Origin of the sequence: Pseudomonas oryzihabitans (assembly GCF_006384975.1) — a bacterium.
In the GTDB taxonomy this organism is placed as follows: Bacteria; Pseudomonadota; Gammaproteobacteria; order Pseudomonadales; family Pseudomonadaceae; genus Chryseomonas; species Chryseomonas psychrotolerans_B.
In genome coordinates this window covers 358,802-380,038 of sequence record NZ_CP021645.1, presented here as the reverse complement: position 1 = coordinate 380,038, position 21,237 = coordinate 358,802, and the positions used below count along the sequence as shown (strand labels likewise).

The window sequence follows — 21,237 nt, the reverse complement described above, 5'->3', positions numbered from 1 at the left end:
CGAGTACCTCTGGTCCGTTCGGCGGAAAAAATTGCTGATCGCGCTATCGCTCCCATCCAGACTGCTCATAAGCAGTCGATAAGACACTTGGCGATAATCTCAAACAAGACGCACGCCGGAGCTCCCCATGCCTGAAGAAGACTACGAAAACGAAGCGCTCCCGGCCGCGAGGCGAGCACCGGCTTCGGACTTGAATGAGATGGCCGTCGCTATTGCGTCAGCCATCTCGATGTGGGCACTCGCCACCCTGGTTGCATTTGTCGCGGGCTATCACGGCAGCGGTCCTACCGATCGGGTGAATCTGCTGACGATTGCTGCCGGCTTGCTGGGTTTCGTCATCCGGCGTTGGCAACTGAAACCCCGGCAGCGGCGGCTGAATAGGCGGAGATTCCTGTCCTAGAGCGAATAATCTGCCGACTTGTTCTCATACTCAGCAGAACTGGCTATCATCTGAACCTTGAAATCATGGCAGGGATGCTCATGTCTTATCTGGTCTTGACGCGCCGCACCAACGAAATCATCAATCTATCCCTGAAACCAGGTGCTGATGAGGAACAGGTGCTGGATCAGCTGTTCAATGGCGGCATCAACATCCGCATCATCAAGGTCCAGGGGGAGCGGGTACAGGTCGGTATCCAGGCACCTGCCGACATCAGCATCATGCGCCAGGAACTCCTACCCTTCTAGGCTCCCCCAACTTGGCTCGATGGTCAGAGTAGTCTGGGATTGCGCGCGTATTCGAAGCGCCCTTCCAGGTTCCGCCATTCCACACCCTGCCATAACTCGGGATCGAGTGTCCCCTCCGCCTGGAGGTCGGCGCGGTAATGCGCGAAGAAGGGCTGGCCGTTCCGCAGGACAATGATGTTGTGGCGTTCTTCGATCTGGGCGATGAGATCGAGGATGGCCTCGGACATTCGACCACCGCCCAGGCAGTAGCAGCTTCCGTACTGGTGAAGCATGCTCTGGAAACGATAGCGATACAGGGTGCAGCGATCGGTCTCAAGATGGACGCGCTGGCCTTTGGCATCCAGCAGTGCATGATGCACGCAGTGGTCACAGTCCTCGAACTCCTGACGGGACTCGACCCATTCACCGAGAAACTGCTTCTTCCACCGCCAGACCAATAGCCCACGATCTTCCGGCCGTGAATACACGCTGACCTTGTAGAACATCGCTCGACTCCTCTCTTATTTTTATTCGGCGAAGCCACTTCCCCCCGGCCCCGCACTGCGGGCCTGGCTCAGGGGATCGTCCACTCTGCAGCGGACGTTTTCAGCATCGCTCCATTTAGACAACGCGTCCAGCCATCTCCAGCGATCCCCCCTACCGCTCGACGGCTGTGCCGGCATGGATCAGCAGCCCTGGCCGATCAGTGCAGCGCGGCTGTACCCGCGGCTTCGTCCAATTTCGATACAGGTTTTATCTTTATACCGAGGCTCTTTTAATAGGCGAAAGTCTTTAAAAGTGCCGATTTAGAGCCCGATATAAATCGAGTACAAGTTAATGGACCGCTTATCACTAAATCTGGAAAAGCCACCAGACGGGATACCAATCCGGCTACGCTCCAAACATCATTGACTCCTAGCCTTCTCCGGACCAAAGGAGCTGAGCACACCACACGAATCGAGCGCCAACGAGGGTTTGAGCACCTTTCATGGCAGCACAGGCGTAGCCCGAGCGTACCCATGGGGCCGAGCAGCCACTTCGGGATAGGTGAAAGGCGGCAAGAATGCCGAGATATCAAACAACCACCTATCGATAAGCATCAACACATTACTGCTTATCGAAAGACTAATTAGGACGTGCCATGCCTGGTTTGAGTAGCGATTATAAAGAGGCACTGCGCTACGCGATTAAAAATTGCCCTGCACGTACGACTGGGCAACTGGCAGCCATAGAATTCGCAGAGCGAGCTATTAGAGAAGATTTATCAGCGCTTACCACTCTGGAGCGCAAGACGCTTACCCTGGAACTTGGCCTTTGGCTGACCCGCTATCACCGCATCAAGGAATTCTCCGCATCCGCCGATGCACTCGTCCCCACTGAGTCGGCAGCACACAAAGAGTGACACTCCCGCAGCGAGACATCGCCAAACGAGGCCAGCCAAGTTAAAGCCAGCGAGCTGCAAACCCAAAGCGTCAGACAGTGACGTGGTGGACGATGCAGGCTGCATCGGGCCCGAAGTGGTCCCAGCGTATCGCCCAGAAACGACAAAGCCCCTGGAAATTCGACATTTCCAGGGGCTTCAGCGATTTGCAATATGGCGGAGAGATAGGGACTATATGACAAGAACTATAAAATCCAGCAATGCCGCATCATACAAGGGTTTCAGACTTGCATGGGATAGAAAATGGGGGTAGAAATCGGGATAGAAGTTGAATCTCTGAGACGCCAAAAATGTCCGATCTGCTCATCCTCAAACGGGGCATCTTCCACGTCCGCTTAGACATCCCAGTCGATGTGCGCGAAGCCTTCGGGAACCGCAAGGTTTTGACCAAAAGCCTTGGCACCACCTCTAAAAGCGAGGCGAATCACAAGAAATACGAATTTATCGAACTGTGGAAGCGACAGATTGCTGAGGCACGGAAGAAGAAAAGTATAAGCCGCAAAGAAAACTGGAAAGATGAAGCGCTATACGTCTCAGAAACGATGCGACAAGAGAGCAACGCTCTTCCTATAGAGACAATCAAATTTATTGAGTTGGTTGAGAAGCACAAGATCAAGAGCGTAGAGGATAGAGACGAGCTCATCAATATTTTGACCAAACAGTCTACTTATACTGCCAAAACAATATTCACTGATGCGCGTCTAAAAGCATACGCAGAGTTTCAAAACGACCGGATAATACCTAAAACAATAGACACTCAACTATCTAGGCTGAAAAAATTCAGAGCATGGCTTGAAAAAAACGACTTGGATCTCAATTTCGACAGTGTAGAGCTTCATTTAAACTCTCTAGAACATTCACAAAAAACAAAGAAGCAATATTTATTCGCTTATAACAGCTTTTTCAAGTGGGGAAAGAAATACGATAAAACTGTTCGGGAAAAATACAAAGACTTAGCAAATCCTTTTGAAAGCCATGACTTAAGAGAAAAACTGAGCGTTGAAATAAAGGAGCGAAAAGCCTTTACAGTCGCAGAAATAAAAGACATTCACCAAAAGGCTGATGATGAAAACTTGCGCAACATCATTAAAATTGGCGCATACACCGGCATGCGAATAGAGGAGTTATTTAAGATCAAGAAAGCCGAAATAGAGAAACACCAGGACGTATTATCCATCAACGTTTCCCGCGCCAAAACAAAAGCAGGCCGAAGAAAAGTTCCTATTCACTCACACATTAAGGATTTAATTGAGAGCTATCAGAAGATTAACCCTAATGATGAGTATCTATTTCCAAGCTCCGCAGGTAATAAGTATGGGAATAGAAGCGATGCTTTGTCTAAACGATTCGGAAGGCACAAGACGGCGCTAGGGTTTGGCTCTGAATATGTATTTCACTCACTCAGAAAGTCATTAATTACTGAGCTTCAAAGGAACAACATAGACCCACTAACCATTACATCTATCGTAGGACATAAAACAAACTCTATAACATTTGATATATATAGTGCCGGCCCAAGCCTCAAACAAAAGTCAGATGCAGTAGAGAGTTTAAATTTCGAGATTTAACAACCATATCGCGAAAATCCCTATATGCATATAAGGAAAACCTTCGCCAGGGAGGCTCCCTTACAGGGCTATTATCCTGATATAGTAAAATTCCAACTTTTGTCCGCAACTAAATACTATCCGGCTTACCGAGCTCATACCACTTCGTTCGTCCTATACCCAGTTTTTTCCAAGGCTTCATCTCGGAAATTGTTTGTCGTTCTGATTTAACACTATTCGTTTTCCTATAGTAGTAAGTAGAAGATGGAATGCCTTCCGTCTCCCATGGTTTTTCACCATTGTAAATCACATTCCCTTTACTCTTCTGCCTTGAACGCTTGGCACGCTCGCTTTTCAGTTCACTAAGTCTTCCAATTGAAAAATTACGCCTTATAAAGCGAAATACGCTATCTGCTATGGTGCTAACTTCATTCGTGCTTAGCGGGCACTCAAAAGCATTGAACTCCATTGCTTGGGAAAAGAGCATTGATTGCAACTCCGCCAAGTCACATCTGTGCCAATTTTTATAAGCCCACTGACGTAGGTTCTCGAATAATGTGCAGTTTCTGCCTGACGCAAAACCATCCTCAATCCCTTTTTCCCTTTTAGCTTCTTTATGTCTTTTCACAAGGTCTTTATCCACGAACTCATGAAGATAATCGAGATCATACGGTTCATCTTGAAATGAAAAAACTTTATAGAGAGATGACTTGAATGGGTTTTTAGTTAGAAGACCATTGTAGTTCATGTCCGCGCCTACTTTTACAGCCAGCCCATGCTCAATGTCAGAGCAATACTTAATAGGCTTGTAATGGCCAAGAAGATCAACTTTAACTGACGTTTTGAGAATATAAGTCATGTGAGATCGCCCATCGTTTAAATTTCTAACGATTAGGTGAGGCGCTGGCAATCCTTTATCAGCCCAATCAAACGTGCTTGTTTCACTGTCCAGATCGAGCAGTATAAAATACTTGTGAGTGGACGAATTCGACTGAATATGACTCGCACATAGGGCGGTCTTAAGATGGCCTATTTTTTTCCCTAAAAAAAAATTATTGGTATAATATGGCTTCGACGGAAGTTTTGACTTGTAAAGCTCAAGCGTATTTTCAAGTCTTAATTGTGCATTTATCATTTTCTCCTCTATAAATTTCTATTTAGGAGGAGATTCTTGACCTTACCCTTGCGACTTTGCTTTTAAATGTTAAACTGAATTAGCGAGTGACAAGTGTAGAAATTAATTAGCTTGCCGGCCTGTAATCTCTACTCCTTTACTTAAAATAGCATTTACCCCTTAAAGCGCAAGCCTTAAGGGGTTTTTGTTTTCACAATTAGTCAAACGAGAGTTAAAGATGGCATCTTGACTTACTCCAGCAGGACGGCCAATTCCTCTACTGAGTGCGATATCAGAACTAACATACGCTCTATAATTATAGGATCACCAAGTTCTTTGATCCCCTTAAACTCCTTCGCGCTCCAAGCCAGAACGCTTACAAAGTCATGCCCCCTTATATAAGAACGTGGATCTCCAGTTAGCTTGGGCAACCAAACATCTAACTGCTCAACAAGTCGAGCCCGATCTTGATGCCTGCCATTTTTAGACACGAGCCGATTTATATAGCTGGTTAGATTGAGCGTGAGAATGCTTCCTTTGGTCGACAAATCTTTGAATGGCTCGACCCATTCCATATTCCAACCAAGTTCGCGATCTACGACGCGTAACGCGTAGAGAGACTTGAGCACTACGGCTAATGAGTCCATAAACTCATCGATGTGAGTAATCTTGGCTCGCGCCGAAACCATAATAATGTCAGTCAGAATCTTTTTCGTATAAAAATAAAGCTCTATGGAAGTATGCTCAGTCCACGTTAGCCGAGGAATATTTTCGACTAGGTCCATCCAATGATCTAGGTCTTTATCTACAATACAACGATATTGACTATCTGCTGTTACTACGGATAACTCCTTTGCAAGAGCTATCACTCGCTGTTTATTACCTTCCGTCAGGCCATGCTTAGCTAATATATCAGGGCCAACTTCAATACCATCAATTTCATAAACAACCTGGTCACTACCCGCCGATGATATAAAAGACGTCAGCACTTCTTTGTCGAACATGCCCTCTACATAGATATCCCGCAATGTCGGCTCGTAGTGGTGACGAACAATAAGCTCCTCAATTTTTCGTCTCGGAATCATTGAGGCTTACTCTGCATAGGAACGACTCGATCTCTATGCTGTGCGAGCAGCTCCATAGAATGGGAAGCAAATATAAACTGTATTCTGCTTTCCTTCGTGAGGTCTAACAGTGATTGTATAAGCTGTCTTTGCCACTTAACATTCAAAGAAATCTCAGGCTCGTCAATCATAAAAACACATGGCTTATCGCGACCAGAAAGCACATAACAGAACAGAAGCATAAGCTGCTGTTCGCCAGAAGATAAATGTTTAGCTTCTAACGGCTCCCCTTTAGCACTATATATACTAAAGCCTTGACTCACCTTGTAAGTTATGTATTTATCCCTAAGGTAGTTACTATTGATAGTTGTAACAAACTTTTCAATCAACTGATAGATTGGATTAAGAGCGTCTAGACGGCTATGCAAGCTTTCTATATAGGGAACTAATAGCTCAGCAGCCAAACGCTTCTTACTTTTTGATCTTGAGCTGAGAGAGCGTTTCAATTCAAGAGTATTTAAAGGTGTAGCAAGCTCATATCGCGCGAGCTCACTAGTTTTGTGTTCAATTCTTGACAGTTTGTTCTGAAGCTCAGCGAAATCTGGATCTATCTCAGGTGACGAGTTGGTCGCTGTCAGCTGTTTAATGACATTTGTGTAGACAGTATGGACATTTTCAGAACCACGGTTGGCGCTATATATAGCTTTGCGAGAAATCCATCTACTCGCAGACGTTAAAGCTTGAGTAAGAGCTATCTGTCTGGACCTTGTGACGATGTCATATAGCCGCCTTGGCTCATCCATACGCATAAACCGTCGCAACTCAACTTCATCGCCGGGGTCTGCAACAGCATCACTATCCAAACGTCTGTCAGCATTCAATATAAAAATGTTGGGCGCTACAGTTTCTAGCCTAGAGATGAAGTGGCTTTCTCCCACAACATCACTTCCGACCTTATATCTTTCCGCGATATTCTTTTTTGAATTACGAATCACTACTGAACCATCAGCATCCTGATAATAGTAGTCATTCGTTTCGGACCGATAGGCTCGTGGAACAAACTCCCATAGTGCTAGTATTGCGTTGTCGCGCTCTACCGTAAGAATGAGTTTTTTCAGGTGGTCACCAGATGCAACTCGAGTTCTGGTCATTTGCTTTTTAGCGCGAACAGTTACTCCGTTCGCAAGTGTCGCGCTTAGCTCATCAAACTCGGCCTCGTATAATGCCGACCTGTGACCATTCCGATTACTAGGAGAGAGCAAATGAAATGCCAACCTAAGCAAAGTGCTTTTACCGACGCCATTGTCTCCATAAAGAATTGCAGCGTTGGAAAAAAGGCCATCTGCAGGGAGTTCATAGTCGTAAAGCCCAAACAGACCCTTAATTGATATAGATGCTATTAGAGGTGAAGACTGCGTATCGGATTTATTCATCCCATCTATAATCTTTTCGAAATTCACATCAATCTCCCTTCTGATATGACTAACACATCGTTAAGTGTATAATACCTCTATGATTAGAAGTATGAGGAATCTAATATCTCAACGCTCAGAAAGCGACTTAGAAATACAGTCTGAATATAGAAACTTCACCTTTTTCTCGCTAAAATCTTGTTTGCCGCGTTAACAATTTCTTTTAAGGCATCAGCATCAGCACGATATGCAATATCGCAAAGATCATGCCTTAGCTTAGAGTGCACAATTGCATCATCGCGTCGATTGTTAAAAAATTCTCCGATTTCAACATCTAATGCCTTTGCAATCTGCTCTAAAACCTCAATGCTTGGTGCATATTCACCTCTCTCATAACGACTCACGGTCATGGATTCGCAGCCAAGCGCCTCCGCAAGGTTAGCCTGTGTCCACCTTTTGTCTAATCGCAAGTCTTTGATTCGCTTGCCAAGAGCCTTAGCAGCTGCGTGCATCATCTGAAAATCCTACAAAAATCAGATGCTTACACCTATTAGCACCCCCTTAAAGCTCATAGCGAGTCTATAAAATTGCCAAAAACTAGCTATTTTTCGTATAGTATCGCTGATGCAGCTTGGCATCCTGCGCTACCAAATGGAGAAAATCGCTATGAAACAAGCAGTTATGGCGTTGGCAATCGGAGTCAGCCTCGCTTTGGGCGGATGTGCTGATCTGCAAAAGCAAGCAGGCGGATTCACACCATCCTCACAGGCAGGCAATCAGCAGGTCGCTTATGAAGGAGGTCAACCAGTGCAGTCTTTGGGGGCCAGTCAGTCCGCCTCTGGTCGCACTGGAACACAGAGGGATAGCTCAGACGGAGGCTCATCCTTCGTTACAGACATGGCGAAAGATGCTGCTAGCTCACTGAAAAATGAGGTGTCTAGCTCTATCCGCTCCGCCATTCGTGGCGCATTCAGATAAGCCATCACCTTTCTAAGCCCCGTTAAAGGGGCTTTTTGTTGGGATTCGCCTAGATGAAGAGAATACTATTGATTGGCGTTTCATTATTACTAACAACTAAGTCGCAAGCCGCTTGTAATGATCGCTATTACTACTATAAGCCTGAACTCACAATAGCTTCGATTAAAAAATGGCAGGCGTATGAAGATCGTGACTTTATTAAAAGCCGAGAAATTGAAGATATTAAGCAGATGGTTAAAGCATGCGGCTCCCCACCGAAAGGAAGTAAATATAATCTAACCGCCATAGTGAACATATTAGTTTCTCCCAGCTTCTACAAGCTCAAAAACCCCCTTTTTAGTTATCCGAACATTCTTTTGCCAAACGGCATCAATGGCGGACAGAGTGCCTATCTAGACATAAGAAAAAAACCTGGAGTATCGAGCGTCGAACCACAGTATGCTGCTGAAATAAATATTGGGAGTAATACAGGATTGGTTCAGATTTATCTGGTCCGCGATGGAATGGACGAAATCAAGACACCAGAATGGTTTTACAAAAACCATTCTTATCTTGGAAATAGTGAGTATCGGTATACTATATTTCGCTAAATAGGCGTTGTAGCTTCTTGAGCCATATGCTTAGGTTAGACAGACCAGTAATATTAAGGTCTGTCTAATTTAAGGCTTGATAATTTTTCTCTTTATTTCTAGTGCTTTGGGCAATTCTGGTAGCGCTGTGCCATATTCATCTAGAAACCCTAATTGTTGATCAATGGCCTCTTCGGCTTGCCTTACAAATATTCCATCAGAGGATTCGTCATTCTCTCGAATTCTTGCATAAGCTTGTCTAGCGCGCTCCAGACATAACTCCTGTAAATCCTGTTTTTTATCTTGGAAAAACTCGTCTAGCCATTGCATTATGCCGTCAATCAGATCGGTAAGATTAGTTTTAAATAACTTAAGCTGTTTGCGCTTCTTCTCTATCTCATCTTGTATCCTGTCATACTGCACACTTGACTTGTGCAAGGACTGGATAAATGAATCGCTTCGCCTTTGATAAGCGGCAGCTCGCTGATACTCTTCTTCAGTTGCCTCTTCAGCAAGCTTTTGACGCTGTTCTGCATCCCTAGCAGACTCTTGGGCGTCTTTTGCCTTGGCTTTTTGGACAGAAACATATTGCTTAGCTTTGTGGGTATATTCCTTAGCTTCTGCTGCCTGCCTTTGTGCCTGTTCTAAATCTTGGGCTGCCCGACTTCTTTTTTCCTTAATCAACTGGTATAGGCTAAATTCCCGCTCTGATTTCGCTTTTCTTGACTCATCGTTAATAAATCTAAGCGTATTCGCATACCTTTCGGTCTTGCTATTTTTCCTGGCGAAATAAGGCGTTGCTTTCAGCAGCCTATTATTGGTGAAGGAATAGAACATATCTTGTAAATAGCCGAACAATAATTGAGATTCTAAGAAGTCAGGTTTTTCGCTAACTGGAATCGTTCCTGGCCTATGTTTCTTGAGATAAGAATTGACCTTGTTGATCTGCGTTTCACGAAGATCATAACGCCCTGTTTTGCTATTTTTGGTTGAGATGAAAATATGCGGATGGTCGCTATGATCTGTTAGATCCGCATCTTCATCGCCGTGCAACACCACAAAATGTATCGGGTATTCTGGAAATACAACTCCATAAAAGTCTTTGATTAGCTCAATTCGTTGCTCAGCACTCAGACCCTCAACCTGATTTTTTGAAGGGAACTTGAAAAAAGCCTCCTGGATTACCGCTTGATTTTTTCTAATAAGTGGCTTCGGACCACGTTCTATTTCATTATGACACTCAAGAAATTGTCTAGCCGTGCTTAGCTTTTGGGATTTTCTCCTAATTTCGAATTGGGTAAGAGCTGTCAATAACTCATCTATTTCGGCAATACCTTGCACATTCAAAATTTTTTGAAAGGCCGAAATCGTAGCTTCGTTGGTCTCTTGTTTACTGGCGTTTTTTACCTTGTTCTTTAATTTTGTTCTTAACTCCAGAAGCTCCGATCTATTGTCATTTGCAATAGTTGGTGATTCCGCCTCGTCCGTGATCCGGGAAAGCAATTCCTCTCTCTGCTCTTCTGAGAAATCATCCAGCTTGATTACCCCCATCTCTGGCAACCAAATTAAATTAAGATGGGATTGTTCATCTATCCATTCCAATTGTTTGGGAGTGCTGGCTGGTATTCGTAAGGAATGGCGTAAGCTCTTAATTAGCTGACGTCGCCCACCATGACCATTGGTGGATTTCTTCTTAATTTCATTCGTATAGTTCAAAGTTTTAAAAATCATCGAAACAGTTTTTTTGCCACTCATTTTCTCCTCATATTTATTGTTAATTTTAAGCTATAACGGCCTTGCTTCTGCCCTTCCGGCAAGGAACCCGTGCTTACTACCGCAAGCGAAGCGTCTTTGCGCAGCAAAGTGTGGTGGTAAGCCCAACGGGTTAATATATGCCCACTTAAATAGTTTAACATTTTTAAAATGGGTCGAAGCCTGCTTTGCTTTTAGCCGGATTTGTCCGGCTAGCCTGACTTGTTAGGGCGGCTTTGCGCTGGATTTTCCCGGCGAGTTGGATTCAACCGAAGCGATGGCTTTTAGGCGGAGCCTCAAAAGGTGCCAAAACTTGTTTTGGTGCGTTTTGAGGCTGAATAAGAGCTAGCAAGGGGTGAGCAATAGGTAGGCCAAGAATGGGGCTTAAAGAGGCTTGAAATTCGCTTAGGGACGAAGCGGGATATGCAGGGGCGTGCCCTAAAGCAGGCTGAGAAAGCGCCGCGGCGGCGGCTGAGAGCGGGTAGGAAAAGGGGATAGAAAAAGGGGTAGAAATAAAAAACCCCTGCAAACCTAAATGACTGATTTGCAAGGGTTTTCTGTATATGGCGGAGAGATAGGGATTTGAACCCTAGGAGCCATTGCTGACTCAACGGATTTCGAATCCGTCCCGTTCGACCACTCCGGCATCTCTCCAACGCGGCGCATGATACCAGCCATGACTGCAAAAGCGAACAAGCAATTGCAAAAAAAGCTCTGGTATCAGCGGCTTGCGTTTAGAGCGGGACGCCCAGGCGCTGGGCGACCTCTTCGTAGGCCTCGATCACGCCACCCAGACCCTGGCGAAAGCGATCCTTGTCCATCTTCTTGCGGGTTGCCTTGTCCCACAGACGGCTGCCGTCCGGGCTGAATTCGTCGCCCAGCACCACCTTGCCGTGGAACAGGCCGAATTCCAGCTTGAAGTCCACCAGCAGCAGGCCAGCATCGTCGAACAGCTGCTTGAGGATGTCGTTGATGCGGAAGGTCAGCGTCTTCATTTCCGCCAGTTGGTCGAGGGTGGCCCAGCCAAAGGCCTGGACGTGGCTTTCATTGACCATGGGATCGTGCAGGGCGTCGTTCTTCAGGAAGAGTTCGAAGGTCGGCGGAGTCAGCTCCAGGCCCTCCTCCACGCCCAGACGGCGCACCAGGCTACCGGCGGCGAAGTTACGAACCACGCATTCCACCGGAATCATGTCGAGCTTCTTCACCAGGCATTCGTTGTCGCCCAGCAGCTGCTCGAACTGGGTCGGAATGCCGGCGTCTTCCAGCTTCTGCATGATGAAGGCGTTGAACTTGTTGTTCACCATGCCCTTGCGGTCGAGTTGCTCGATGCGCTCGCCATCGAAGGCAGAGGTGTCGTTGCGGAACAACAGGACCAGGCGATCGGGATCGTCGGTGGTGAATACCGACTTGGCCTTGCCACGGTAGAGTTCTGCGCGTTTTTCCATCTTGGACTCCGGTTCGAATGGCTTGCAGGCTGTGGACGAACCCAGGCGAGGCGAGCGGTTCGGGATGAATACAGCCGGGAAGCGCAGTTTACATAGGATCTTGGATCTTTTGGCCGCGCGGCGAGGCGTGGTCCTCAAAGAAACTCGGTAGATGTTGTTTCAGGCGATCGCTCGCCACTCCAGCCCCTGCTGTTGATCGGCGATCTGCAGCCAATCCGCCTCGCAGCCGAGGACGTTGGTGAAGCAGGCCCGCGCCAGCCAGGGGTTGTTGTTCTTCTCGCTCAAATGGGCGAGCACCAGGTGTTGCAAGCCAGGACAGCCCAGCTCCGCCACCAGATCGGCCGACTGGCGGTTGTTCAAATGGCCCCGGACACCGCCGACGCGCGCCTTGAGGTGGTAGGGATAGGGCCCCGCGGCGAGCATGGCGCTGTCGTGGTTGGCCTCGATCACCAAGGCATCCAGGCCGCGATAATGGGCCAACACGCCCGGGGTGGCCTCGCCCAGATCGGTGAGTACACCCAGCCGCCTGCGGCCATCGTCGAAGACGAACTGCGTGGGCTCCAGGGCGTCATGGGACACCTGCACCACCGTCACTTCCAGCGCATCCAGCACCAGTCGCTCGCCATCCACCAGCAGTCCCTGGGCCGCCACGGGCTTGCGCAGGCCACGACCGGTACCGGCGCTGTAGTAGACCGGCACACCGTGCTTGCGCGCCAGCAGCTCTACGCCTTGGACGTGATCGGAATGTTCGTGGGTGACCAGGACGGCGTCCAGCTGGGCAGGTACCACACCCAGCCGGGCCAACCGACGCTCGGCTTCTCGCAGGGAGAAGCCGCAGTCGATCAGGATGTAGCTGTTATGGCTGTGCACCAGGGTCGAGTTGCCCCGACTGCCGCTGCCCAGGATTGCGAAGCGCATACTGCATGCTCGTCTGAAGCTTTTTCAGCACGCCCTCGGCGATATCGTTGGGTGCTGCGGTATTGATGGTCTTGTCCAGGGTGACCTGAACGGCGTTGCCGACCTGAGTGAGACGGACCTGGAAGCGCCGTGCGCGGGCGTCTTCCTCTTCCTTGGTCTCACCCTTGCCGAACAGACGACCGAAGAAGCCCGGCTTGCGCTCTTCGGGCTTCTGCGCGCCCTCGGCCAGGTTCACGTAGTACACGCCCAGGCTGCGATCCATGTCGTCGACGCGGATATCGGCCCCTTCGATGGCGCGGCCAACGCTGGACCAGGCGCGATTCAGGTCGCTATCCAGCACCAGCATGGGCACGCCACTGCCGTCGAGCTCGTAGGTGACGCGCTCGGGGGTATCGTAAGCGCCCGTGGCGAGCAGAGAAACCGAGCTACCGCCTTCGGCGCTGCGATCCAGACCGGCCAGGACCTGGTTCAGCAGGGCATCGTCGAGCGCCGAGCTGTCCTGGCTGCTGGACCAGGCCGGATCGCTGGTGCTGCCCTGGCTGCGGGTCTGGGTCTGGACGAAGATCTCGCTGCTACCGGAGGCTACGCCCGGCTCGATGCGCATCCGAGCCCGCACCTCGTTGCCCGGCTTTAGGCGACCATTGGCGCTCAGGCTACGCGCCAGCGGCGTGGACAGCTCCGTGGGCGACTGCCAGGCGGTGATGATCTCACCGGTCTGCGGGCGCTCTTCGGCGATGCGGAAACCGTTGTCGGTCAGATATTGGCGCGCCGTCGGCCAAACAGAGGCCGGGACCTTCTGCGCCGCCAGCCAGCGAGCATTGCCACTGCGCTGCACGCTGTACTGCTCGTTGCCACTGCCCTGGACGCTCAGCGCCGGAGGCGGCGGCACCTGGTAGCCATAGGCGCGGTTCTGGGTGTCCGGCACATTGTTCGGGATCGGCAGCAGCGGATCGAGCGGCTTGGTGTGCAGATCCGGCGGGATCTGCATGGGAGGCGTCTCGCGGGCTTCGAGGTAGTCGTTGCCGCGATCACGGAAGTAACCGTGCTCACCCCACAGCCAACTGCAACCACTCGCGGTGGCCACGGCCAAGCCCAGCGTCGTCATACCCAGGATACGTTTCATCGCCTGCTTCCTAATCACGCCAGCACTCCTGCCTGACGCAGGGCCTGACGTACCACTTCATGGCAGCGCGAGCTGAGCCAGGTCAGAGGCAGGCGGATACCGGCGTCGATCATGCCCATTTCGTGCAGGGCCCACTTCACCGGGATCGGGTTCGATTCGATGAACAGATTCTTGTGCAGCGGCATCAGCTTTTCGTTCAGCGCGCGCGCCGTGTCGGCATCGCCACGCATGGCGGCGGCGCACAGCTCGCTCATCGCCTTGGGGGCGACGTTGGCGGTCACCGAGATGTTGCCCTTGCCGCCCAGCAGCATGAGCTCGGCTGCGGTGGCGTCGTCACCGGAATAGACCAGGAAATCCTTGCTGACCCGGGAGAGGATGTCCCGTGCCCGCGACAGATCACCGGTCGCCTCCTTGATGCCGATGATGTTCGGCACCTTGGCCAGGCGCTCGACGGTCTCGGCCAGCATGTCGCAGGCGGTACGGCCCGGCACGTTGTAGAGGATCTGCGGAATGGCGACGGTTTCGGCGATCATGCGGAAGTGCTGGTACAGCCCTTCCTGGGTCGGCTTGTTGTAATAAGGCACGACCAGCAGACAGGCATCGGCACCGGCGTCCTTGGCGGCGCGGGTCAGATCGATCGCCTCGCGGGTGGAATTGCCGCCCGTGCCGGCGATGACCGGAATGCGGCCCTTGACCTGCTCGACCACATGACGGATCACGGCGACGTGCTCGTCCACATCGACCGTGGCGGATTCACCCGAGGTGCCCACCGCGACGATGGCGTCGGTGCCTTCGGCGAGATGGAAGTCCACCAGCTTGGTCAGGCTATCCCAGTCGATACGCCCCTGGGCGTCCATGGGGGTGACCAGCGCCACCATACTCCCCGCAATCATGCAACCGCTCCTGCCGGAAAAAGAGAGCGGTAATGGTACTGACGCCTCTGCGCCAGCACAAGCAACGCGCCCCGACGGGCATTCCCCCCGCGAGCGCTTTTCGCTACCCTTTCGCCTTTGCTAGTGTGCTGTTTCAGAAGTTGACTGCACAATTTTGGCGGCGCTTTTTCGGCCTGGGCGTTGTTGCCACTCCTCGCCATAGCCCTGCTATGACTCGTCGCGGCGCCTAGCCCAGGGCAAAAAATCACTCGCCAATTCTTGCGCGAACGTCTGAAACAGCACACTAGTCGTATCTCCCCTGCCAGGAACCCCAATGTCCGCTACCCCCCCGATTCGCGAACAATTTCTCGTCATCAGTGCCATGGGCGCCAATCCCATGGAGCTGACCAACGTGCTCTTTCGCAGCTGCATGGACAATCGCTGCGCCGTGGTCAGCAGCCGCCTGAGCCGGCACGGAGAATACAGCGCGTTGATCCTGCAGGTCTCCGGCAACTGGGATGGCCTGGCGCGCCTCGAAGGCGGCCTCGCCGGCCTCGGCAAACGCCATGGTTTCACCGTCGGGGTCACCCGTAGCGCCGCGCTGGAGAATCGTCCGCAGGCGCTGCCGTACGTCGTTTATGTCAGTGCCGCCTATCGGCCCGACATCCTCAACGAGCTGTGCCAGTTCTTCGCCGACCACAAGATCGAAGTGGAAAACCTGGTCTGTGACTCCTACCAGGCACCGCAGACCGGTGGCACCATGCTCAACGCCACCATCACCGTCACCCTGCCGGCCGGCACCCAGATCAGTTGGCTGCGTGACCAGTTCCTGGATTTCGCCGACGCCCTGAATCTCGACGCCCTGATCGAGCCCTGGCGGCCGCAAAGCAACTAATCGCGTAGCAACCAGAGGACCTGTCCATGAGCGTGACCCTCGACCAACCGCTTCCCGCCTTCGAGGCCCAGGCCACCAGCGGCCTTGCGGTCTCGCCGGACAGCCTGCGTGGGCGCCAGGCGGTGCTGTACTTCTATCCCAAGGACAACACCCCCGGCTGTACCACCCAGGGTCAGGGCTTTCGCGATCTACATGAGCAGTTCCAGGCCGCCGATACCCAGATTCTGGGCATCTCCCGCGACAGCCTGCGCACCCACGAGAACTTCCGCGCCAAGCAGGGCTTTCCCTTCGAGCTGATCAGCGACAAGGACGAAACCCTGTGCAATCTGTTCGAGGTGCTGCAACCGAAGAAGCTCTATGGCAAGGAGTACATCGGCGTCGATCGCAGCACCTTCCTCATCGATCGCGACGGCGTGGTGCGCCAGATCTGGCGTGGCGTGAAGGTACCCGGTCACGTTGCGGAAGTGCTGGCCGCCGCCCAGGCGCTGAACCAGGCCTGATCAGGCCTTGCGCAGCCAATAGCGGAAGGTTTCTCCCGCCACCTCTTCGCCGACCAGGGTATGTCCCGACAGCTTGGCGAAGGTGCGGAAGTCACGCTGCGAGCCCGCATCGGTGGCCACCACGGCGAGGACCTCGCCCGCGGCCAGTCGGTTGAGTTCGAGCTTGGCCTTGAGCAAGGGCATGGGGCAATTCAGGCCGCTGGCGTCGAGATGGGCGGTCACGGCGCCGGTATAGGGTTGGCTCATGTCAGCCATGGGATTCTCCGGTACGGGATACGACAGTGCCTGCGCTTGCTAGGCACTCGGACGACGGGCCGCTAAAGTAACGACTTTGCGTTCACGAGTCATGTTATGAAAGCTCTGCGCCCCGCCCTGCTGTCCCTGGCGCTGTTGACCGCGCCGCTTCTGGCGCATGGCGCGAACGATCTGCCTTCGCTGGGCGATGCCAGCTCTTCGATCGTTTCGCCCGAGCAGGAGTTTCAGATGGGCCGCGCCTGGCTGAGCATGCTGCGCGGCCAGGTACCGACCATCAACGATCCGCAGCTCAAGCAGTTCGTCGAACAGACCGTCTACAAGCTGGCCGAGACCAGCGACCTGCAGGACCACCGCCTGGTCTTCATCCTGATCAAGGATCCCGAGATCAACGCCTTTGCCGCGCCCGGCGGGGTGATCGGGGTGAATGGCGGACTGTTCCTCAAGTCGGAAACCGAAGCCGAGTATGCCGCGGTCATGGCCCACGAGCTGGGTCACCTGATCCAGCGCCACTTCGCCCGTGGGGTGGAAAACCAGCAGCGCATGCAGCTGCCGCTGATGGCGGCCTTGCTCGCCGGGATCGTGGCGGCTGCGGCGGGCGGCGGCGATGCGGGAATCGCCGCCATTGCCTCGACCCAGGCGGCGGCGATCCAGAGCCAGTTGCGCTTTTCCCGGCTCAACGAGCAGGAGGCCGACCGCGTCGGCATCGTCAATCTGGAGCGCGCCGGCTACGATCCACGCGCCATGCCGGAGATGTTCGGGCGGCTCGCCCGCCAGTATCGCTATGACCGCACCCCGCCGGAGTTCCTGCTGACTCACCCGGTCACCGATAGCCGGATCGCCGATACCCAGGCGCGCGCCGAGCGTTTTCCCAAGGGCGGCATTGAGGACAGCAAGCGCTTCCAGCTGATGAAGGTGCGTGCTCAGATGTATTTCGAGGAAACCGCCGGCCTGCTGGTGAAGCGCTATAGAGCCCAGTTGCAGGAAAATCCGGACAACGACTCCGTCCGCTACGGCCTGGCCATGGCCCTGACTCGCCAGGGCCAGCTCAACGAGGCACGCGAAACCCTGGCCCCCTTGCTGCGCAAGGCGCCGGACGACGTCAGCTACAACCTTGCCCAGGTCGACCTGGACATCACCGCCAATCGCCTGCCCGACGCCCAGAAACGCGCCCAGCGGCTGATGGAGCTCTATCCGGACGACCTGGCCGTCGCCCTGGCTCAAGTCGACCTGCTCAACAAGACCAAACAGTCCAAGGCGGCCAGCCAACTACTGGACAAGCTGCTCAAGCAGCGTCCTATCGATCCGGATCTGTGGAACCTGGCAGCGGATATCCGTGGCCAGGCGGGTGATCTGGTGGGCGTGCACCAGGCACGCGCCGAGTACTTCGCCCTGACCGGCGACTACAACCAGGCCATCCAGCAACTGGGCTTCGCCAAGCAGCGGGCAGCCAGCAACTATCAGCTCGCCGCGCGAATCGACGCCCGCCAGCAGGAGATGATCGCCCAGCGCAAGCTGAGCGAAGAGATCCTGCGCTAGGTCTTGGTGTAGCGGGCCTTAGGCGTTGCCCTTGACCTTCAGCTGCAGGGCCTGGGTGAAGTCCAGCATCCGCTTGAGCGGCTTGACCGCCTTAGGAATGAGCGCGGGATCGACGAGGACCTCGCCGGAGCCGTCGAGCAGGCAATTGAGGGTACGTTCGAGGGTGTTCATCGCCATCCAGGGGCAGTGGGCGCAGCTGCGGCAGGCAGCACCATTGCCGGCGGTGGGCGCCTCGATGAAAACCTTGTCCGGGCAGGCCTGCTGCATCTTGTAGAAGATGCCGCGGTCGGTGGCGACGATGAACTGCTGGTTGGGCAGGGTCTGGGCAGCCTTGATCATCTGGCTGGTGGAGCCGACGTGATCAGCCAGCTCGATCACCGACTCGGGCGACTCCGGATGGACCAGGATGGCGGCCTCCGGATAGAGGCGCTTGAGGTCTTCCAGCTGGCTGGCCTTGAATTCCTCGTGGACGATACAGGAGCCCTCCCACAGGAGCATGTCCGCCCCGGTCTCGCGCTGGATGTAACGACCCAGGTGCCGATCCGGCGCCCAGAGGATGGTTTCGTCGTTGTCCATCAGATGCTCGACGATATCTAGCGCACAGCCGGAAGTGACTACCCAATCCGCCCGCGCCTTCACGGCGGCAGAGGTATTGGCGTAGACCACCACGGTGCGTTCGGGATGCTGGTCGCAGAAGGCGGAGAACTCATCCACCGGGCACCCCAGGTCCAGCGAGCAGGTGGCTTCCAGGGTCGGCATCAGCACCCGCTTTTCCGGATTGAGGATCTTGGCCGTCTCGCCCATGAACTTGACCCCGGCCACCACCACCGTGGACGCCGGATGGCGATTGCCGAAGCGGGCCATTTCCAGGGAATCGGCGACGCAGCCACCGGTTTCCTCGGCCAAGGCCTGGATCAGCGGGTCGGTGTAGTAGTGGGCCAGCAACACCGCGTTCTGCGCCTTGAGCTCGCGGGCGATGGCGGTCTTGTAGGCCGCGATCTCGTCCGGCCCGAGCGCCTTGGGCTGCTTGGCGGCCAGATGGGCCTGGACCAGGAGACGTTCGGAAATCTGCGCCATGGCGGGTACCTGAAAACGGGGGTCGTCAAGGTCGCGAATCATAGCAGCATCCTGGCCGACTCCCTACGGTCGCCAGCAGTGATCGTGGCTGATGAATGGCCATCTGCCGCTAACGTCTGGCAACACTTGGCTTTTCACTTCTCGTGCAGGCACGGGTCCGAGACAGGAATGCCCGGCGAGCGCCTCGCCAGTAGCCTCATGGAGACCCACCGTGCCGCCTCGTTCGACCTCCCGTTCCCGGTCATCCGACCACGAGCTCGCCAACCTGCTCGACGACCTGCGCAACCTGCACACCACGCTGGAGCAAGCCGCAACAGATCCTCGCCTGGAACACCAAGCGCTCAACCCCGGCTACCGCGCCAGCGCCCAGAATCTGCTGGCCTACCTGGCGCTGCGCCGGCAGGACCTGCACAGGCTGCAATTGCAGCTGTCAGCCCAGGGACTGTCGTCCCTCGGCCGTTCCGAAGCCGCCGTACTCCCCGCCGTGGCGACCCTCATCGACACCCTGGAGCGTCTGCTGGGGCACAGTCCGACGACCAGGGCGGTGACCAGGCCCGACAACTCCCTGGCACAGCATGCTCGCGCTCTGTTCGGCGTGGCACCGCGGCAAAGGGAGGTACGCATCATGGTCACCCTGCCCGGCGAGGCGGCGGACGACTATTCGCTGGTTCGGGACCTGCTCGCGGCGCGGATGGACTGTGTGCGGATCAATTGCGCCCATGACGAACCCGCCACCTGGGCGCGAATGATCAAACATACCCGGCGCGCCAGTGCGGAGCTGGAACAGCCGTGCAAGATCTTCATGGACCTGCCGGGACCCAAGTTGCGTACCGGCCCCATTGCCCCCGGCCCGATGGTCTGCAAGGTGAAACCCGAGCGGGACCGCCAGGGCCGCGTACGGCAGGCAGCGCGCGTCTGGCTGACGGGCCGGCGTAACCCGCGCCCGGCGCCCTCTTCCGCCGCGGCCTGCCTTCAGGTGGGCACTCGCTGGCTGAGCGGGTTGCAGGCGGGCGACCGGATTCGGCTGGTGGATACGCGTCAGGCACGGCGACAGCTGGAGGTCATCGAAGTGACCACCGACGGATGCTGGGTGGAGGCCTACAAGACCTCATATCTTGCCCCCGGCCTGCGATTGACCGTCGAGCGCGACGGTCGCAGGAAGCACAGTCGCATCGGCGAGTTCGCCCCCCAGCCAGGCACCCTGCGACTGGCGGAAGACGATCTGCTCATCCTGACCGCCGACCAGACACCCGGGCGGCCCGCCAGCCACGATAGCAGCGATCGGTTGCTGACACCGGCGACCTTAGGCTGCACCCTACCCCAGGTGTTCGCCGACGTACGAGCTGGCGAGCCCGTCTGGTTCGACGACGGCAAGCTCGGCGGCGTGGTGGAGCGCGCCACTCAGGAGGCGTTGCGCGTACGCATCACCCATGCGCCGGGCGGCGTCAAGCTGAAGGGCGACAAGGGGATCAACTTTCCCCAAAGCGCCCTGCGCTTGGCAGCGCTGGGAGAGCAGGATCTCGCGGCACTCGCCTTTGCCGCCGAGCAGGCGGATGGGGTGGAACTGTCTTTCGTCAATACGGCGGACGACGTCCAGGATCTGCTCGCGGAGCTGGACCGACTGCAGGCGGATCGGCTGGCCATGGTCCTGAAAATCGAGACGCGGCGCGGCTTCGACAATCTTCCCGCGCTCTTGCTGGCAGGCATGCGCCGCGGGGGGTTCGGCGTGATGATCGCCCGTGGCGATCTGGCGGTGGAAGGCGGCTTCGAGCGCCTGGCGGCGTTGCAGGAAGACATCCTCTGCCTGTGCGAAGCGGCCCAGGTACCGGTGATCTGGGCGACCCAGGTACTGGAGAATCTGGCCAAGAAGGGCTCGCCCTCCCGCGCCGAGATCACCGATGCGGCCACCGGGGTGCGCGCCGAATGCGTGATGCTCAATAAAGGCCCGCACATCCTCAAGGCCGTCGCCACCCTGGACGACTTGCTGGTACGGATGCAGGGCTATAACAGCAAGAAGCGCCAGCTGCTGCGCAAGCTGCAACTGGCATCGCCCTGGCCGGACTGATCCGGACC

At 54.2% G+C, this 21,237-nt stretch carries 21 protein-coding genes and 1 tRNA gene; 9 read left to right on the top strand and 13 right to left on the bottom strand.

Features of this window, described 5'->3' with window-relative positions:
* The first annotated feature begins 127 nt into the window (after positions 1–127).
* Both CCZ28_RS01670 and CCZ28_RS01665 read left to right on the top strand, forming a co-directional pair.
* Positions 128–400, top strand: coding sequence for a hypothetical protein (locus CCZ28_RS01670; protein WP_140215364.1), 273 nt, complete (start codon positions 128–130; stop codon positions 398–400).
* Between the two features lie 80 nt (positions 401–480).
* Positions 481–687 (top strand): carbon storage regulator, encoded by a 207-nt coding sequence (locus CCZ28_RS01665; RefSeq protein ID WP_205894628.1) that lies wholly within the window; start codon positions 481–483, stop codon positions 685–687.
* Positions 688–710: 23 nt separating this feature from the next.
* On the opposite strand, the gene CCZ28_RS01660 is transcribed toward CCZ28_RS01665, so the two are convergent.
* Entirely contained in the window at positions 711–1,172 is a 462-nt protein-coding gene (locus tag CCZ28_RS01660) for a hypothetical protein (RefSeq protein WP_140215361.1), read from the bottom strand.
* A 635-nt stretch (positions 1,173–1,807) separates the two neighbouring features.
* Between CCZ28_RS01660 and CCZ28_RS01655 the strand changes: the two genes are divergently transcribed.
* Positions 1,808–2,068: a hypothetical protein gene (locus tag CCZ28_RS01655; RefSeq protein ID WP_140215359.1), complete on the top strand. Its 261-nt coding sequence runs from the start codon at positions 1,808–1,810 to the stop codon at positions 2,066–2,068.
* A 329-nt stretch (positions 2,069–2,397) separates the two neighbouring features.
* Positions 2,398–3,675, top strand: a complete 1,278-nt coding sequence (locus tag CCZ28_RS01650) for a tyrosine-type recombinase/integrase (protein WP_140215357.1) — start codon at positions 2,398–2,400, stop codon at positions 3,673–3,675.
* 109 nt (positions 3,676–3,784) lie between these two features.
* Here CCZ28_RS01650 and CCZ28_RS01645 read toward each other — a convergent pair whose 3' ends face one another.
* From CCZ28_RS01645 to CCZ28_RS01630, 4 genes are all read right to left on the bottom strand, one after another.
* A complete protein-coding gene (locus CCZ28_RS01645) occupies positions 3,785–4,789 on the bottom strand; it encodes a replication initiation protein (protein ID WP_140215355.1) in 1,005 nt (334 codons plus the stop codon).
* Between the two features lie 230 nt (positions 4,790–5,019).
* Positions 5,020–5,772 carry a hypothetical protein gene (locus CCZ28_RS01640; RefSeq protein ID WP_140215353.1) on the bottom strand — a complete coding sequence of 251 codons (753 nt, stop codon included), beginning with the start codon at positions 5,770–5,772 and terminating at the stop codon, positions 5,020–5,022.
* 77 nt (positions 5,773–5,849) lie between these two features.
* Positions 5,850–7,292, bottom strand: a complete 1,443-nt coding sequence (locus tag CCZ28_RS01635) for an AAA family ATPase (RefSeq protein WP_140215351.1) — start codon at positions 7,290–7,292, stop codon at positions 5,850–5,852.
* A 128-nt stretch (positions 7,293–7,420) separates the two neighbouring features.
* Entirely contained in the window at positions 7,421–7,759 is a 339-nt protein-coding gene (locus tag CCZ28_RS01630; RefSeq protein WP_140215349.1) for a helix-turn-helix domain-containing protein, read from the bottom strand.
* Between the two features lie 516 nt (positions 7,760–8,275).
* Between CCZ28_RS01630 and CCZ28_RS01625 the strand changes: the two genes are divergently transcribed.
* Positions 8,276–8,812: a hypothetical protein gene (locus tag CCZ28_RS01625; protein WP_140215347.1), complete on the top strand. Its 537-nt coding sequence runs from the start codon at positions 8,276–8,278 to the stop codon at positions 8,810–8,812.
* 69 nt (positions 8,813–8,881) lie between these two features.
* Here the strand turns inward: CCZ28_RS01625 and CCZ28_RS01620 are convergent, their stop codons facing one another.
* The 6 genes from CCZ28_RS01620 to dapA form a co-directional block, all read right to left on the bottom strand.
* A complete protein-coding gene (locus CCZ28_RS01620) occupies positions 8,882–10,546 on the bottom strand; it encodes a hypothetical protein (protein WP_140215345.1) in 1,665 nt (554 codons plus the stop codon).
* A 561-nt stretch (positions 10,547–11,107) separates the two neighbouring features.
* Positions 11,108–11,197: transfer RNA gene (locus CCZ28_RS01615), tRNA-Ser, on the bottom strand.
* 80 nt (positions 11,198–11,277) lie between these two features.
* Positions 11,278–11,988, bottom strand: coding sequence for a phosphoribosylaminoimidazolesuccinocarboxamide synthase (purC, locus tag CCZ28_RS01610; RefSeq protein WP_140215343.1), 711 nt, complete (start codon positions 11,986–11,988; stop codon positions 11,278–11,280).
* Between the two features lie 159 nt (positions 11,989–12,147).
* Entirely contained in the window at positions 12,148–12,906 is a 759-nt protein-coding gene (locus CCZ28_RS01605) for an MBL fold metallo-hydrolase (protein WP_140215341.1), read from the bottom strand.
* On the bottom strand, positions 12,845–14,029 hold the full coding sequence (gene bamC / locus CCZ28_RS01600) for an outer membrane protein assembly factor BamC (protein WP_140215339.1): 1,185 nt from the start codon (positions 14,027–14,029) through the stop codon (positions 12,845–12,847). The genes CCZ28_RS01605 and bamC overlap by 62 nt, the downstream gene beginning before the upstream one ends.
* Before the next feature lie 14 nt (positions 14,030–14,043).
* The gene (gene dapA / locus CCZ28_RS01595; protein WP_140215337.1) at positions 14,044–14,922 is read right to left on the bottom strand and encodes a 4-hydroxy-tetrahydrodipicolinate synthase; all 879 of its coding nucleotides are present in this window, start codon (positions 14,920–14,922) and stop codon (positions 14,044–14,046) included.
* 313 nt (positions 14,923–15,235) lie between these two features.
* On the opposite strand from dapA, the gene CCZ28_RS01590 reads away from it, so the two are divergent.
* On the top strand, positions 15,236–15,796 hold the full coding sequence (locus tag CCZ28_RS01590; RefSeq protein ID WP_140215335.1) for a glycine cleavage system protein R: 561 nt from the start codon (positions 15,236–15,238) through the stop codon (positions 15,794–15,796).
* Between the two features lie 26 nt (positions 15,797–15,822).
* Positions 15,823–16,296: a peroxiredoxin gene (locus tag CCZ28_RS01585; protein WP_140215334.1), complete on the top strand. Its 474-nt coding sequence runs from the start codon at positions 15,823–15,825 to the stop codon at positions 16,294–16,296.
* On the opposite strand, the gene CCZ28_RS01580 is transcribed toward CCZ28_RS01585, so the two are convergent.
* Positions 16,297–16,551 (bottom strand): sulfurtransferase TusA family protein, encoded by a 255-nt coding sequence (locus tag CCZ28_RS01580; RefSeq protein WP_140215332.1) that lies wholly within the window; start codon positions 16,549–16,551, stop codon positions 16,297–16,299.
* A 96-nt stretch (positions 16,552–16,647) separates the two neighbouring features.
* Here CCZ28_RS01580 and CCZ28_RS01575 point away from each other — a divergent pair, with 96 nt between their 5' ends.
* The gene (locus tag CCZ28_RS01575; RefSeq protein WP_140215330.1) at positions 16,648–18,087 is read left to right on the top strand and encodes a M48 family metalloprotease; all 1,440 of its coding nucleotides are present in this window, start codon (positions 16,648–16,650) and stop codon (positions 18,085–18,087) included.
* An 18-nt stretch (positions 18,088–18,105) separates the two neighbouring features.
* On the opposite strand, the gene nadA is transcribed toward CCZ28_RS01575, so the two are convergent.
* The gene (nadA, locus tag CCZ28_RS01570; protein ID WP_140221257.1) at positions 18,106–19,164 is read right to left on the bottom strand and encodes a quinolinate synthase NadA; all 1,059 of its coding nucleotides are present in this window, start codon (positions 19,162–19,164) and stop codon (positions 18,106–18,108) included.
* 211 nt (positions 19,165–19,375) lie between these two features.
* Here nadA and CCZ28_RS01565 point away from each other — a divergent pair, with 211 nt between their 5' ends.
* Positions 19,376–21,229 carry a pyruvate kinase gene (locus CCZ28_RS01565; protein WP_140215328.1) on the top strand — a complete coding sequence of 618 codons (1,854 nt, stop codon included), beginning with the start codon at positions 19,376–19,378 and terminating at the stop codon, positions 21,227–21,229.
* Positions 21,230–21,237 lie beyond the last annotated feature (8 nt).

What these genes read in the sequence shown, in the direction of transcription:
- nadA (WP_140221257.1), bottom strand. Translation starts at nt 19,164, where the DNA reads ATGGCGCAGATTTCCGAACGTCTCCTGGTCCAGGCCCATCTGGCCGCC.
- CCZ28_RS01660 (WP_140215361.1), bottom strand. Translation starts at nt 1,172, where the DNA reads ATGTTCTACAAGGTCAGCGTGTATTCACGGCCGGAAGATCGTGGGCTA.
- bamC (WP_140215339.1), bottom strand. Translation starts at nt 14,029, where the DNA reads ATGAAACGTATCCTGGGTATGACGACGCTGGGCTTGGCCGTGGCCACC.
- CCZ28_RS01630 (WP_140215349.1), bottom strand. Translation starts at nt 7,759, where the DNA reads ATGATGCACGCAGCTGCTAAGGCTCTTGGCAAGCGAATCAAAGACTTG.
- CCZ28_RS01670 (WP_140215364.1), top strand. Translation starts at nt 128, where the DNA reads ATGCCTGAAGAAGACTACGAAAACGAAGCGCTCCCGGCCGCGAGGCGA.
- purC (WP_140215343.1), bottom strand. Translation starts at nt 11,988, where the DNA reads ATGGAAAAACGCGCAGAACTCTACCGTGGCAAGGCCAAGTCGGTATTC.
- CCZ28_RS01650 (WP_140215357.1), top strand. Translation starts at nt 2,398, where the DNA reads ATGTCCGATCTGCTCATCCTCAAACGGGGCATCTTCCACGTCCGCTTA.
- CCZ28_RS01580 (WP_140215332.1), bottom strand. Translation starts at nt 16,551, where the DNA reads ATGGCTGACATGAGCCAACCCTATACCGGCGCCGTGACCGCCCATCTC.
- CCZ28_RS01645 (WP_140215355.1), bottom strand. Translation starts at nt 4,789, where the DNA reads ATGATAAATGCACAATTAAGACTTGAAAATACGCTTGAGCTTTACAAG.
- CCZ28_RS01620 (WP_140215345.1), bottom strand. Translation starts at nt 10,546, where the DNA reads ATGAGTGGCAAAAAAACTGTTTCGATGATTTTTAAAACTTTGAACTAT.
- CCZ28_RS01655 (WP_140215359.1), top strand. Translation starts at nt 1,808, where the DNA reads ATGCCTGGTTTGAGTAGCGATTATAAAGAGGCACTGCGCTACGCGATT.
- CCZ28_RS01605 (WP_140215341.1), bottom strand. Translation starts at nt 12,906, where the DNA reads ATGCGCTTCGCAATCCTGGGCAGCGGCAGTCGGGGCAACTCGACCCTG.
- CCZ28_RS01590 (WP_140215335.1), top strand. Translation starts at nt 15,236, where the DNA reads ATGTCCGCTACCCCCCCGATTCGCGAACAATTTCTCGTCATCAGTGCC.
- CCZ28_RS01665 (WP_205894628.1), top strand. Translation starts at nt 481, where the DNA reads ATGTCTTATCTGGTCTTGACGCGCCGCACCAACGAAATCATCAATCTA.
- dapA (WP_140215337.1), bottom strand. Translation starts at nt 14,922, where the DNA reads ATGATTGCGGGGAGTATGGTGGCGCTGGTCACCCCCATGGACGCCCAG.
- CCZ28_RS01640 (WP_140215353.1), bottom strand. Translation starts at nt 5,772, where the DNA reads ATGTTCGACAAAGAAGTGCTGACGTCTTTTATATCATCGGCGGGTAGT.
- CCZ28_RS01575 (WP_140215330.1), top strand. Translation starts at nt 16,648, where the DNA reads ATGAAAGCTCTGCGCCCCGCCCTGCTGTCCCTGGCGCTGTTGACCGCG.
- CCZ28_RS01625 (WP_140215347.1), top strand. Translation starts at nt 8,276, where the DNA reads ATGAAGAGAATACTATTGATTGGCGTTTCATTATTACTAACAACTAAG.
- CCZ28_RS01585 (WP_140215334.1), top strand. Translation starts at nt 15,823, where the DNA reads ATGAGCGTGACCCTCGACCAACCGCTTCCCGCCTTCGAGGCCCAGGCC.